This is a genomic window from Microvirgula curvata (assembly GCF_054781615.1).
On sequence record NZ_BAAGUB010000033.1, the window covers coordinates 1 to 13,128 of the forward strand.

A 13,128-nucleotide genomic window follows, 5' to 3' on the forward strand; every position below is an offset into this window, starting at 1 on the left:
GCACGGCAGTCGCCTGATTGAACCCGCCCCCTTCCGTCCCCGCCGCCGCGGGGAAACCTCGCTTCGCTCGTCCGTTCTTCGCTCTCTTGCAGGGGGGGCACCAGCGGCAGCAGTGGCGCCGGTACACGCCCGGCTGACAGCGACTGTCGTGAGCACGGCAGTCGCCTGATTGAACCCGCCCCCTTCCGTCCCCGCCGCCGCGGGGAAACCTCGCTTCGCTCGTCCGTTCTTCGCTCTCTTGCAGGGTGGACACCAGCGGCGACAATGCCTGCAGCCGCAGCGCAGCCGCCGCCACAGGCATACAATGACGGCCCGCCATTTTGACCCGGCCATCGTCATGCCGCTGCTGTTCGCCGAACTGTTCTTCTTCCTGCTGGTCATTCTTGTCGCCGCCGAAATCTTCACCAATGCGCTGGAGCATCTGGGCGAGAAGCTGCATATTTCCGAGGGTGTCACCGGTTCGCTGTTCGCGGCAGTCGGTACCGCGCTGCCGGAAACGCTGGTGCCGATTCTGGCCATTATCGGCGGCACCGCCGACCAGACGGTCAACCACGAGATCGGTGTCGGCGCCATTCTGGGCGCGCCGCTGATGCTCGGCACCCTGACCTGTTGCATGATGGCCATCGCCGCGCTGCGCCAGCGCGGACTGCACGGTCATATCCGGCCGGAACCGACCGGTCTCAAGCGCGACCTGAGCTTCTTCCTGGCCGGCTACGCCATTGCGACGCTGGCCATGTTCGTCCCGCACCAGTACGACAGCCTGCACCTGCGCGGCATGCTGTCGTTCGTGCTGGTGCTGCTGTACTTCGTCTATATGCTGGTAACGCTGAAGGCATCCAGCGCGCTGGTCGAGGCCGGGCACGGCACCGAAGCGGAAAACACCATGTATCTGGCGCGGCTGCGGCTGCCGGTCAATCTGTTCACCATCGTCCTTCAGCTCGGTCTCGGGCTGACGCTGCTGGTCTGGGGCGCCGAGGGCTTTATCGACGGCGTGGCCGGCGCCTCGTCCTTCCTGCACATCTCGCCGCTGCTGCTGTCGCTGCTGATCATTCCGATCGCCACCGAACTGCCGGAGAAGATCAATTCCATCCTGTGGGTCCGCCGTGACAAGGACACCCTGGCCTTCGGCAACATCACCGGCGCCATGGTGTTCCAGGGCACCCTGCTGCCGGCCATCGGCATTGCGCTGACACCGTGGGTGCCGCGTCCGGAAGTATTCCTCGGTCTGGTGATCACGCTGGTCGCCGCCTGCTGGCTGCGGCATCTGGCCCGTCATCCGGGCGGTATCCGCATCCGCCACCTGATGCTGAACGGCGTGCTGTACGCGTCGTATCTGGTGCTGGCGATCACGCTCAGTTAGGCGCGACGCCGCGCCTGCATCGGCTCGCCAATGGCCGCCAGTTCGGCGGCGGACAGCAGCACGGCGGCTTGCGCGAAGACCCCGCCTTCCTCACGCGCCGCATGCTCGCGGTAGCGGCCGGCAAAGGCGTGGGCGAGCGCGGCATCCAGCGTGGCGGTCTGGCGCGCCGCCACGGCTTCCAGTTGCGGCTTCAGCTGCGCCCACAGCCCGGCGAATGCGCGGTGCTCGGCCTTCAGTGCGGCAATTTCATCGGCCAGCGACGGGTCGCGGGCCAGCAGCAGCGGAAACAGGTCGCGTTCCTCGTCATCGTGATGCAGCGGGCCGGCAATATCGAAATAGCGCAAGATGCCCTGCGCCGCGCTGACGGCACCGTCATTGCAGCCGTGCTGTTCCAGCCAGGCCGGCAGGGCATCCAGCCAGCCGGCAAAGCGGCGCACCTTGTCGTGACAGGCATGCAGCATGTCCAGCGGCGCGGCGAAGCTCGGCGCGGGTGCGGCAAACGGTTCTTCTGGCTGCATCGGGCGGACTCCAGGCGGATTCGGGGGCGGGCGGCATCTGCTACAGTGATCGCCATTGTAGACGCAGGCCCACGCTCCGATGATTATCGACGCTCAAGGAATTTGCAGCCCGGCACGGCAGTGCCGTTCGCCAAACCACGATGCCCGCAGCATGGACATCGAGCTGGTGGTGATCCACCACATCAGCCTGCCACCGGACTGTTATGACGGCGACGCCGTGCTGCGGCTGTTCACCAATACGCTGGAAGCAGATGCCGACCCGTACTACGCGGAAGTGGCGCGGCTGCGGGTGTCGAGCCACTTTTTCATTCGTCGCGACGGCACGCTTTGGCAGTGCGTGCCGACCGTGGCGCGGGCCTGGCATGCCGGCGTGTCGAACTGGCGCGGACGCGAGCGCTGCAATGACTTCTCGCTCGGCATCGAGCTGGAAGGCAATCTGACCGATCCGTTCACCGATGCCCAGTACCTGACGCTGATCCCGCTGCTGAAGGCGCTGAAGGCACGCCACCCGGGCGTGCGCGAGCTGGCCGGCCACGAGCATGTCGCGCCCGGCCGCAAGCGCGATCCCGGCCCGACCTTCGACTGGGAGCGCACCACGCGCGGCAGCGGGCTGCCGCTGTGGCGCGGCGAGGGCTGACTACAGTTCGACCATGGTCCCCATTTCCACTACCCGGTTGGCCGGGATGTGGAAGAAGTCGGTCGCCCGGGTCGCATTCTTAGACATCAGCACGAACAGTCGCTCGCGCCAGCGTGCCATGCCCGGCCGCGACGACGAGATCAGCGATTCGCGCGACAGGAAGAACGAGGTATCCATTTCTTCCAGCACCAGGTCCTGCTCGGCGCACAGCGCCAGCACGTCGGGCACGCTCGGGCTTTCCTTGAAGCCGTAGCGCGCGATCACCTGCCAGAACGCCGGCGACAGCCGCCGGACCACGACCCGGGTGTCGTCCTGCATGAATGGTTCGTCGACGTTCTTGATCGTCATCAGCACCACCCGCTCGTGCAGCACCTTGTTGTGCTTCAGGTTGTGCAGCAGCGCATGCGGAATCCCCTGGGTCGACCCGGTCATGAACACCGCCGTGCCGGTCACCCGTGCCGGCGGATAGGATTCCAGGTTGCGGATAAAGTCGTCGAGCGGCAGTTCATCGGCGAACAGGCGCTGGTACAGCAGCTCACGCCCGCGCTTCCAGGTGGTCAGCAGGGTGAAGATCACCAGCCCCAGCAGCAGCGGCAGCCAGCCGCCGTCCACCACCTTCAGCACGTTGGCGCTGAAGAAGGCGAGATCAATGCTCAGGAAGAAAGCGGTCACGGCCAGCGCGGCCGGCAGCGGCCAGCGCCAGCGATAGCGCGACACGATGAAAGCCAGAATCGTGGTCAGCACCATGGTGCCGGTCACGGCGATGCCATAGGCGGCGGCCAGTGCCGACGAGCTGCGGAACACCAGTACCACGATCAGCACCGAAGCCAGCAGTGCCCAGTTGACCACCGGAATGTAAATCTGGCCGATTTCGTTTTCCGACGTGTGGCGGATGTCGACCCGCGGGCAGTAGCCGAGCTGCACCGCCTGACGGGTCAGCGAATAGGCGCCGGAGATCACCGCCTGCGCCGCGATCACCGTGGCCAGTGTCGCCAGTACCACCAGCGGCAGCACCAGCCAGTCCGGCGCCAGGTTGAAGAACGGATTGGTCACGGCGGACGGTTCCTTGATGATGCGCGCCCCCTGGCCGAAGTAGTTCAGTGTCAGCGACGGCAGCACCAGACCGAACCAGGCCCAGCGGATCGGCCGGCGGCCGAAGTGGCCCATGTCGGCATACAGTGCCTCGCCGCCGGTCAGCGCCAGCACCACGGCACCCAGCGCCAGATAGGCGGCAAAGCGGTGTGTCTCGACGAACAGGAAGGCGTGATACGGATTCAGGGCGGCCAGGACTTCCGGCACCTGCATGATGTTGTAAAGCCCCAGCGCAGCCAGGGAGGCAAACCACAGCACCATGACCGGGCCGAACCAGGTGCCCATTTTCGCCGTGCCGTAACGCTGGACGAAGAACAGGGCCACCAGCACGCAGATCGCCAGTGGCAGCACATACGGCGTGAGCTCCGGCGTCACCACTTCCAGCCCTTCCGCAGCGGACAGCACCGACACGGCGGGAGTAATCACGGCATCGCCGTAGAACAGTGACGCCCCGGCGATGCCGACGATCATCAGGCCGAGGCTCCAGCTGCGCTTGGCGCGCAGCGCCAGCGCCATCAGCGCCATGACCCCGCCTTCGCCGTTATTGTCGGCCCGCAACACGTAGGCAACATATTTCAGTGACACCACCAGCATGATCGCCCAGAAAATCAGCGACAGGATGCCCAGCACGTTGTCTGCCGTCGGCGCGAGCCCGTGCGCTGGAGAAAAGCATTCCTTCAGCGTGTACAGCGGGCTGGTGCCGATGTCGCCGAAGACCACGCCGAGGGCGGCGATGACAACGGGAGGCAACGGTTTGGACGTAGTGGCAGTCTGCATGAAAGCGAAACCGCCGGGACTAGCCGGCGGTGCAACGGAAACGGTCGAATTGTAGTCTGTGCAACGCGCCGGGAGTAATACATCTTCATGCTCCGTTTGATCCCAGTGGCGGAAACGCCGCACCTCCCTGTTCGCCCGTGCCCGCCGCACGCTACAATCAGGACAATTTTGCCAGTATTCCAACGGATATCGTCACCATGCGCGCCAGCCAATTTTTCCTGTCCACGCTCAAGGAAGCACCGAGCGAAGCCGAACTTCCCAGTCACAAACTGATGCTGCGCGCCGGTCTGATCAAGCGCCTGGCCAGCGGTCTGTACACCTGGATGCCGATCGGCTTTCGCGTGCTGAAGAAGGTCGAACGCATCGTGCGTGAGGAAATGGAACGCGCCGGCAGCGTCGAGCTGATCATGCCGGCCATCCAGCCGGCCGAACTGTGGCAGGAATCCGGCCGCTGGGAGTTCTATGGCAAGGAGCTGCTGCGCCTGAAGGACCGTCACGACCGCGACTTCTGCGTCGGCCCGACCCACGAGGAAGTCATCACTGACGTCGTGCGCAAGGAAGTGAAAAGCTACAAGCAGCTGCCGCTGAACTTTTTCCAGGTGCAGACCAAGTTCCGCGATGAGGTCCGCCCGCGCTTCGGCGTGATGCGCGCGCGTGAATTCGTCATGAAAGATGCGTACTCGTTCCACACCGACTTCGACAGTCTGAAGGCCACCTATCAGACCATGTACGACGCCTATTGCCGCATCTTCGACCGTCTGGGCCTCGAGTACCGCCCGGTCGCGGCCGATACCGGCTCGATCGGCGGCACCGGCTCGCACGAGTTCCAGGTGCTGGCCGACTCCGGCGAGGACGTGATCGCCTACTGCCCGACCTCCGGCTATGCCGCCAACGTCGAGCTGGCCGAGGCCGTCGCCCCGGCCACGCCGCGTCCGGCAGCGAGCGCACCGATGAGCAAGGTGCACACACCGAAGGTCAAGACCATCGCCGACCTGGTGTCCTTCCTGAATGTCGACATCAAGGCCACCGTCAAGGCGGTGGTAGTCAACGGCAGCGACGGCCCGGTGCTGCTGCTGGTTCGTGGCGACCACACCCTGAACGAGCTGAAGGCGGAAAAGATCGACGGTATCGACTCGCCGCTGACCTTCGCCGCGCCGGCCGACATCGAGGCTGCCTTCGGTGCCCGCCCCGGCTCGCTGGGTCCGGTCGGATTCAAGGGCCGTGTCATTGCCGACCGCACCGTCGCCGCCATGGCCGACATGATTACCGGCGCCAATGAGGACGACCAGCACTACACCGGCGTCAACTGGGGCCGCGATGTCGCCGAACCGGAAGTCGCCGATCTGCGCAATGTGCTGCCCGGCGACCCGAGTCCGGACGGCCAGGGCGAACTGGCGCTGTGCCGCGGCATTGAGGTCGGCCACGTATTCCAGTTGCGCACCAAGTATTCGGAAGCACTGTCGGCCACCTTCCTCGACCGCGACGGCAAGTCACAGGTCATGGAAATGGGCTGCTACGGCATTGGCGTCAGCCGCATTGTCGCCGCAGCGATCGAGCAGAACTTCGACGAGCGCGGCATTGTCTTTACCGATGCAATGGCCCCGTTCACCGTCGGCATCGTGCCGATGGGCTATCACCGCTCAGAGACGGTCAAGGCAGCCGCCGACGCGCTGTACGCCGAACTGAAGGCAGCCGGCATCGATGTGCTGCTGGACGATCGTGACGAGCGCCCGGGCGTGCTGCTGGCCGACGGCGAGCTGATCGGCCTGCCGCACCGCGTGGTCATCGGCGACCGGGGGCTGAAGGAAGGCAACGTCGAATACCAGCAACGCCGCGACAGTGCCGCGACCAGTGTGCCGCTGGCCGACGTGGCCGCGCTGATCCGGAACAAACTCGCAAGCTGATCTGCTCCGCCACGACAAAGCCGCCCGGCTGCTGCCCGGCGGCTTTTTTCATGCCGGACGCCAGACCGGTTTCAGCGCGGGTCCACCTGCTGCAGGTACGGGGCAACCTTGTTCAGGAAATGCCGGGCGCACAGTGTGCCGCGCCGGTAATCGCTGTCCAGTTCCCCCGCCGAGCTGCCGACGATGCGGCTGCGCAGCGGCCGGCGCGGCGCGATTTCGACGATGCGCAGGTTGCCGGGCGGGTTTTCGATGAATTTCTGCGTAGCGACATAGCTCTGCTCGTGCGACTCGAACAGGGCGACCCAGTCGCGGAAGCGGCTTTTCGCCAGTGCGCCCTGCATGCGCAGGCGCCAGGGCGGCGGTTCCATGACGCCGGCCGGCGTGGTGCGGATGACCACGATCAGGTCGGCGCCACGCTGCCAGGCCTCGCGCACCGGGATGGCGTCGCGCACGCCGCCATCGAGATAGGTCACGCCGTTCAGTACCGCGCCGCGCCGGTAGAACAGTGGAACGGCACTCGATGCCTTGATCGCACCGAGCCAGTCATCCTGCTGCACGCGAAAGTACACCGGGCGGAAATCATCGCTGCGGCAGGCGCACAACAGCAGCTCGCGCCCTTCCAGCCGGCGGCGCGCCTGTTCAAGATCAAGCGGGCAGGACTGGGCAGTGGTGTCCAGCAGCCAGTCCAGGTCAATCAGGTGCCCGCCACGGATAAAGCGCATCGGGTTGAAGAATTCGCGGCTGGTGGTCAGCCGGGTGATGACGTCGCGTGCATAGCCATGCTGGCCGCACGCATAGGCCGAGACGTTCTGGGCGCCGGCCGAAGTGCCGATCATCAGCTGGAACGGGAAAAAATCCTGCTTCAGGAAGGTGTCGAGAATGCCGGCAGTGAAAATGCCGCGCTGGCCGCCGCCTTCGCAGACCAGCGCGATCTTGCGATACGGCAGCGCATCCAGCGGCCCGCCCTGGCCGTGCATGCCGAGGGTGTTGATGCCGAGTTTGTATCCCATACTGCGTCCCGGGGCCGTCGCAAGGGCGCCAGTCCTTATCAAGTAAACGCTTTCAGTCTACCGCCCACCGGACGGGCCCGCGACGCGGAACGGACGAGCGTTCGCCCGCAGCAGATCAGGGCGTGCGGCTCAGGGCCAGCAGCAGGTGTTCCAGCTTGTCCCACGGGTCGCCGTCACCGGCGCCCTTGATCGCACGGTCGATGTCGGCACACTGGCCGAGCGCGGTCTGCAGCCTGGCCTGCGACAGCCGGCGCAGCGCCGGTTCGACCAGTCGCTGGCGCTCGCCCCAGATCCGGTTTTCCTTCATCAGCGCCGCCAGCGGCTTGCCGTCCTTGAGACCGACACGGAGACGGATCAGGCCGCGCAGTTCCTCGGCCACCGACCACAGTGCCAGCACCGGCGCCTCGCCTTCGGCCTTCAGACCGGCCAGCATGCGCGTGACCCGGGCCACATCGCCGGCCAGCCAGGACTCGGACAGCTTGAACACATCGAAGCGGGCGACATTGGCCACCGCGGCCCGCAGTGCGTCCAGATCCAGTTCGCCAGGCGGGTGCAGCAGCGCCAGCTTGTCGATCTCCTGCCGCGCCGCCAGCAGATTGCCTTCGACCCGGTCAGCCATGAACGCCAGTGCGTCCGGCGTCAGCCTCTGCTGCTGCCGTTCCAGCCGGCGGGCGATCCAGGCCGGCAGCTCGCGCCGTTCGACCGGCTGAGCGGCCAGCACGATGCCGGCGGCGTCCAGCGCCGAAAACCACTTGCCGCTCATCTGCGCGCGTTCGAGCTTCGGCAGTTGCACCAGCGTCACCGTGTCTTCGGGCAGCCGGGCGGCAAAGGCTGCCAGCACCGCCCCGCCCTCGGTACCGGGCTTGCCGGACGGGATGCGGATTTCCAGCAACTTGCGGTCGGCGAACAGCGACACGCTGCTGGCCGCCGCGGTCAGCGACGACCAGTCGAAGCCGCTTTCCACGGTCAGGACTTCACGCTCCTGGTACCCGTCCTGGCGCGCGCGGGCACGGATCGCGTCCGCCGCTTCCAGCGCCAGCAGGGTTTCATCACCATGCACGACATACAGCGGTGCGAGCCCGCCGGCCAGCAGCCGGTCGAGCTCGTCGATACGCTTCTGCATCAGCGTTTGGCCGGCGGTGTTGCCACCGGCGCCAGCGGGTCGACCGGCTTCAGAGCAGCGATGCGGTACAGCAGCAGCGTGGCGGCATCGTCACGCAGCGACTTCCAGACCGTCTGTTCTTCCTCGGCCTTGCCCAGCACCGAGTTGTCGCTGTACGGGAAGGTCCGGTGCACGCGCACGGTGACCGGTTCGCCATACATGACCTTGTTGCGTTCGAGCGTGACCGTAACCGAGTAGATCAGCCGGTATTCGGCAACCTGACCGGCACGGGTCAGCGCGGAGGTTTCCTTCTCCTGGTGTTCGCCGGCCACGCGCAGCACGGCCTCGGCGGCCTTGATGTCGTTCACCCGTACCACGTCGGGGCGGAAGGCCAGCTGACGCACGATGGACGGGTAAATCTGGCTGCCCGGCGCCACATAGACCGACTTGAACGGCATTTTCATCATTGCCGTGTCTTCCGGACTGCCGCGCAGGTGGAAGCCGCAGGCAGTCAGGGCCAGCGCGACAAGCGCGACGAATACGGTACGCATGGAAAACATCGGGGCTCCCGGTGAATGGGCGCCCCCGTCACTGGCGGCGGGGGCGCGGGGGTCAATCTCAGACGACGATGTTCACCAGCCGGCCCGGCACGACGATGACTTTCTTCGCCGGACGACCTTCCATGAACTTCACCACATTGTCGTTCGCCAGCGCGGCGGCCTTGATCGCGTCGCGACCGGCATCTTTCGACACCGTGACATTGCCGCGCAGCTTGCCGTTGACCTGCACCACCAGCTCGATTTCGTCCTGCACCAGCGCGGCGGCATCGACCAGCGGCCACGCCTGGTCGAGCAGGGCGCTGTCCGGACGCAGGGCGCTCCACAGCGCTTCGGCGATATGCGGCACGATCGGCGACAGCAGCAGCACGGCGGTTTCCAGCACTTCCTGGCCGACCGCGCGGCCGGTGGCATCGCCACGACCGGTCTTGTCATAGGTGTTCAGCAATTCCATCACCGCCGCGATGGCAGTATTGAACTGCTGGCGCACGCCAAAGTCGTCGCTGACCTTCTGGATGGTGCTGTGCAGCTTGAAGCGCAGCGCCTTCTGTCCGGCATCCAGCTCGCCGCCGGCATAGGCCGTCACCACGCCATCGGCCACGAATTCGTGCACGGTCTTCCACAGCCGCTTGAGGAAGCGGAATGCGCCCTCGACGCCAGCGTCCGACCACTCCAGCGACTGGCTCGGCGGGGCGGCGAACATCATGAACAGGCGGGCGGTATCGGCGCCATGCGATTCGATCAGCGCTTGCGGATCGACGCCGTTGTTCTTCGACTTCGACATCTTCTCGATGCCGCCGACCACGACCGGCAGGCCGTCGATGCGATGGGTGGCGGCAACGATCTTGCCCTTGCCGTCACGTTCGATGACGACGTCGGCCGGGGCAATCCATTCCTTGCCGCCATTGTCGAGGTCGCGATAGAAGGTTTCGCACACCACCATGCCCTGGGTCAGCAGGCGCTGGAACGGCTCGTCGTTGTTCAGCAGGCCTTCGTCGCGCATCAGCTTGTTGAAGAAGCGGGCGTACAGCAGGTGCAGGATGGCGTGTTCGATGCCGCCGATGTACTGGTCGACATTCATCCAGTAGCCGGCACGCGCATCGACCATGCCGTTGGCGCAGTCCGGCGACGCATAGCGGGCGAAGTACCAGCTCGACTCGACGAAGGTGTCCATGGTGTCGGTTTCGCGCCGGGCCGGCTTGCCGCAGGTCGGGCAGGTGGTCTGGTAGAACGACGGCAGTCTGGCCAGCGGATTGCCGGAACCGTCCGGCACCACGTCTTCCGGCAGCACCACCGGCAACTGGTCGGCCGGGACCGGCACGTCGCCGCAGCTGTCGCAATGGATGATCGGGATCGGGCAGCCCCAGTAGCGCTGGCGCGAGATGCCCCAGTCGCGCAGGCGATACTGGGTGCGCTTTGCACCATGCTGCTGCGCGGCCAGGTCGTCGACGATGGCGGTGAAGGCCGCCTGCGGCGTAAGGCCGTCGTACTTGCCGGAGTTCACCGTCAGCACGCTGTCGTCCTTGGCGCCATACCATTCCTGCCACTGGCCGGCATCGTAATCATTGTCGCCGTCGCGGCGGGCGATCACCTGCCTGATCGGCAGCGCATACAGATTGGCGAAGGCGAAGTCGCGTTCGTCATGCGCCGGCACGGCCATCACCGCGCCCTCGCCGTACCCCATCAGCACGTAGTTGGCGACCCAGACCGGCAGCTTTTCACCGGTCAGCGGATGGACGACGAACAGGCCGGTCGCCATGCCCTTCTTTTCCTGGGTGGCGAGGTCGGCCTCGGACACGCCACCGCGCTTGCACTCGGCGATGAAGGCAGCCAGTGCCGGGTTGCCGGCGGCGGCCTGGGTGGCCAGCGCGTGCTCGGCAGCGACGGCGACATAGGTCGCGCCCATCAGCGTGTCCGGACGGGTGGTGTACACCTTCAGCTCGCCGGCATGACCGATCGAATCCACGTCATACGGGAACACGATGTCGGCACCGAAGCTCTTGCCGATCCAGTTCTTCTGCATGGTGACCACTTGCGGCGGCCAGTCCAGCTTGTCCAGATCGGCCAGCAGCTCGTCGGCGTAGGCAGTGATCTTGAAGTAGTACATCGGGATTTCGCGCTTTTCGACCAGCGCGCCCGAACGCCAGCCGCGCCCGTCGATCACCTGCTCGTTGGCCAGCACGGTCTGGTCGACCGGGTCCCAGTTCACCACCCCGTTCTTGCGGTAGATGATGCCCTTGTTGAACAGCTGGGTGAACAACCACTGTTCCCAGCGATAGTAGTCGGGCTTGCAGGTCGCGACTTCCCGTTCCCAGTCGATGGCGAAGCCGAGCCGCTTCAGCTGGGCGCGCATGTAGTCGATGTTCGAATAGGTCCACGCCGCCGGTGCGACCTGGTTCTTCAGCGCGGCGTTTTCCGCCGGCATGCCGAACGCGTCCCAGCCCATCGGCTGCAGGACATTGAAACCGCGCATGCGCATGTAGCGCGACAGCACGTCGCCGATGGTGTAGTTGCGGACGTGGCCCATGTGCAGCTTGCCCGACGGATACGGGAACATCGACAGGCAGTAGAACTTCGGCTTGGCGGTGTCTTCGACGGCGCGGAACGCGGCGGTGGTGTCCCAGTGTTGTTGCGCGGCGGTTTCGATCTCGCGCGGGCTGTAGTGTTCTTGCATGTCGGGCAATCGCAAATCTGTCGGTAAGTAGGAAATCGGGGGGCTTGAAAACGTATCGCGCGCCCCTGGTGAAGGTCGCGCGACTGAAAACAGCGTCCGTATTGCAGCAGAGTATATCCGCCGTCAGGAGGTCGATAAACCTCGGCGCAGAGAACGGGCGGCGGCGGACTGAGGCTGTGCCACACGACCATACCACCTGCGGCGCACGACCGACACCGTGTCGGGTGCAGGGATCGGACCCGGGGCGGACGATTCAGGCCAGCCGGCCGCCGCGTATCCGCAGCCCGTCGCGGGCAAAGCCGGCAATGGCAGCATGACTGTGATTGGCATGGCACAGCGCCACCGCCAGCGCATCGGCCGCATCGGCCTGCGGCGTGCCGGACAGTTTCAGCAGCCGCACCACCATGTGCTGGACCTGGGTCTTGTCGGCCTTGCCGTGACCGACTACCGACTGCTTGACCTGCAGCGCGGTGTATTCGGAAATCGGCAGACCGGCCAGCACCAGCGCGGACAGGATGGCGCCACGCGCCTGGCCCAGCATCAGCGTCGCCTTCGGATTCACGTTGACGAATACCTGCTCGACCGCTGCCTCGGCCGGCAGATAGGCCGCGGCCACTTCGGACAGTCCGTCGAGCAGGGTGCGGATGCGATCGGTCAGCGGCGCCCCCGGCTGGGTGCGGATGCAGCCGGAGGCCACATAGACCCGCTGCTGGCCGATGATGTCGATCACGCCGAAGCCGGTCACCCGCGAGCCGGGATCGATGCCCAGCAGGCGACGGGGAACTGCCAGACCCGGCGTGGTGCTCACGACCATGCCGCCGCGATCTGCCGTGCCGCGTCCAGTCGCTCGACCGTGCCGACATCCAGCCACAGCCCGTCGTGCAGCACGCCGCTGACCTGGCGCCGCGCCATGGCCTCGCGCAGCAGCGGCGCCAGCTTCGCCGGCTGACCGGCGGCCAGCCCGACGAACAGCGCCGGGTGATAGACGCCAATGCCGCTGAAGGTATGCCGCGGCGCGTCGACGACCCGCCCGTCGGCATCGAGGTCGAAGTCCCCGTGCGGGTGATGCGCCGGATTGGCGACCAGCACCAGGTGCGCAAGCCGGGTCACGCCGTCCAGCATCGCGCCGGCGCGGGCCAGGGCGGCAAAGTCGATATCGGTCAGCACATCACCATTGACGACCATGAACGGCCGCTCGCCCAGCCACGGCAGCGCGGTCGCGATGCCGCCGGCGGTTTCCAGCGCCGTGCCCTCTCGCGAATAGTGCAGCCGCGCGCCGTAACCGGCGCCATCGCCCAGCACCTGTTCAATGCGTTCCCCCAGCCAGGCGGTATTGATGACGATATCGTTCAGCCCGGCCCGGACCAGATGGCGCAGGTGCCAGCCGATCAGCGGTTCCGCCCCGACCTGCAGCAACGGCTTGGGCGTGGTATCGGTCAGCGGCCGCATGCGCTCGCCGCGACCGGCTGCCAGCACCATGGCTTTCATGTCCGTCAT

At 66.0% G+C, this 13,128-nt stretch carries 11 protein-coding genes; 3 read left to right on the forward strand and 8 right to left on the reverse strand.

From position 1 onward, the window contains the following. The first annotated feature begins 304 nt into the window (after positions 1-304). Entirely contained in the window at positions 305-1,360 is a 1,056-nt protein-coding gene (locus tag ACYVG8_RS14555) for a sodium:calcium antiporter (RefSeq protein ID WP_460746159.1), read from the forward strand. Here ACYVG8_RS14555 and ACYVG8_RS14560 read toward each other — a convergent pair. Further along, on the reverse strand, positions 1,357-1,878 hold the full coding sequence (locus tag ACYVG8_RS14560) for a hemerythrin domain-containing protein (RefSeq protein WP_028499460.1): 522 nt from the start codon (positions 1,876-1,878) through the stop codon (positions 1,357-1,359). The two genes, ACYVG8_RS14555 and ACYVG8_RS14560, sit on opposite strands and share 4 nt — an antisense overlap. A gap of 79 nt (positions 1,879-1,957) precedes the next feature. Here ACYVG8_RS14560 and ampD point away from each other — a divergent pair, with 79 nt between their 5' ends. After that, a complete protein-coding gene (ampD, locus tag ACYVG8_RS14565) occupies positions 1,958-2,515 on the forward strand; it encodes a 1,6-anhydro-N-acetylmuramyl-L-alanine amidase AmpD (protein ID WP_036386091.1) in 558 nt (185 codons plus the stop codon). On the opposite strand, the gene ACYVG8_RS14570 is transcribed toward ampD, so the two are convergent. Then, positions 2,516-4,384 carry a potassium transporter Kup gene (locus tag ACYVG8_RS14570; protein WP_036386094.1) on the reverse strand — a complete coding sequence of 623 codons (1,869 nt, stop codon included), beginning with the start codon at positions 4,382-4,384 and terminating at the stop codon, positions 2,516-2,518. A 197-nt stretch (positions 4,385-4,581) separates the two neighbouring features. Between ACYVG8_RS14570 and ACYVG8_RS14575 the strand changes: the two genes are divergently transcribed. Then, positions 4,582-6,288: a proline--tRNA ligase gene (locus tag ACYVG8_RS14575; protein WP_460746160.1), complete on the forward strand. Its 1,707-nt coding sequence runs from the start codon at positions 4,582-4,584 to the stop codon at positions 6,286-6,288. Positions 6,289-6,359: 71 nt separating this feature from the next. Here ACYVG8_RS14575 and ACYVG8_RS14580 read toward each other — a convergent pair whose 3' ends face one another. From ACYVG8_RS14580 to murU, 6 genes are all read right to left on the reverse strand, one after another. Further along, positions 6,360-7,298: a patatin-like phospholipase family protein gene (locus tag ACYVG8_RS14580; protein WP_315385949.1), complete on the reverse strand. Its 939-nt coding sequence runs from the start codon at positions 7,296-7,298 to the stop codon at positions 6,360-6,362. Between the two features lie 115 nt (positions 7,299-7,413). Then, positions 7,414-8,421, reverse strand: coding sequence for a DNA polymerase III subunit delta (gene holA, locus ACYVG8_RS14585; protein ID WP_028499464.1), 1,008 nt, complete (start codon positions 8,419-8,421; stop codon positions 7,414-7,416). Beyond that, positions 8,421-8,951: an LPS-assembly lipoprotein LptE gene (locus ACYVG8_RS14590; protein ID WP_158537486.1), complete on the reverse strand. Its 531-nt coding sequence runs from the start codon at positions 8,949-8,951 to the stop codon at positions 8,421-8,423. The genes holA and ACYVG8_RS14590 overlap by 1 nt, the downstream gene beginning before the upstream one ends. Before the next feature lie 67 nt (positions 8,952-9,018). Next, the gene (gene leuS, locus ACYVG8_RS14595) at positions 9,019-11,631 is read right to left on the reverse strand and encodes a leucine--tRNA ligase (RefSeq protein ID WP_460746162.1); all 2,613 of its coding nucleotides are present in this window, start codon (positions 11,629-11,631) and stop codon (positions 9,019-9,021) included. Between the two features lie 253 nt (positions 11,632-11,884). Then, positions 11,885-12,421 carry a crossover junction endodeoxyribonuclease RuvC gene (ruvC, locus tag ACYVG8_RS14600; protein ID WP_028499466.1) on the reverse strand — a complete coding sequence of 179 codons (537 nt, stop codon included), beginning with the start codon at positions 12,419-12,421 and terminating at the stop codon, positions 11,885-11,887. Positions 12,422-12,435: 14 nt separating this feature from the next. Continuing rightward, the gene (gene murU, locus ACYVG8_RS14605) at positions 12,436-13,119 is read right to left on the reverse strand and encodes an N-acetylmuramate alpha-1-phosphate uridylyltransferase MurU (RefSeq protein ID WP_028499467.1); all 684 of its coding nucleotides are present in this window, start codon (positions 13,117-13,119) and stop codon (positions 12,436-12,438) included. Between the last annotated feature and the right edge of the window lie 9 nt (positions 13,120-13,128).

Coding starts and splice junctions, on each gene's coding strand:
- ACYVG8_RS14555 (WP_460746159.1), top strand. CDS start 305: ATGACGGCCCGCCATTTTGACCCGGCCATCGTCATGCCGCTGCTGTTC.
- ACYVG8_RS14560 (WP_028499460.1), bottom strand. CDS start 1,878: ATGCAGCCAGAAGAACCGTTTGCCGCACCCGCGCCGAGCTTCGCCGCG.
- ampD (WP_036386091.1), top strand. CDS start 1,958: ATGATTATCGACGCTCAAGGAATTTGCAGCCCGGCACGGCAGTGCCGT.
- ACYVG8_RS14570 (WP_036386094.1), bottom strand. CDS start 4,384: ATGCAGACTGCCACTACGTCCAAACCGTTGCCTCCCGTTGTCATCGCC.
- ACYVG8_RS14575 (WP_460746160.1), top strand. CDS start 4,582: ATGCGCGCCAGCCAATTTTTCCTGTCCACGCTCAAGGAAGCACCGAGC.
- ACYVG8_RS14580 (WP_315385949.1), bottom strand. CDS start 7,298: ATGGGATACAAACTCGGCATCAACACCCTCGGCATGCACGGCCAGGGC.
- holA (WP_028499464.1), bottom strand. CDS start 8,421: ATGCAGAAGCGTATCGACGAGCTCGACCGGCTGCTGGCCGGCGGGCTC.
- ACYVG8_RS14590 (WP_158537486.1), bottom strand. CDS start 8,951: ATGCGTACCGTATTCGTCGCGCTTGTCGCGCTGGCCCTGACTGCCTGC.
- leuS (WP_460746162.1), bottom strand. CDS start 11,631: ATGCAAGAACACTACAGCCCGCGCGAGATCGAAACCGCCGCGCAACAA.
- murU (WP_028499467.1), bottom strand. CDS start 13,119: ATGAAAGCCATGGTGCTGGCAGCCGGTCGCGGCGAGCGCATGCGGCCG.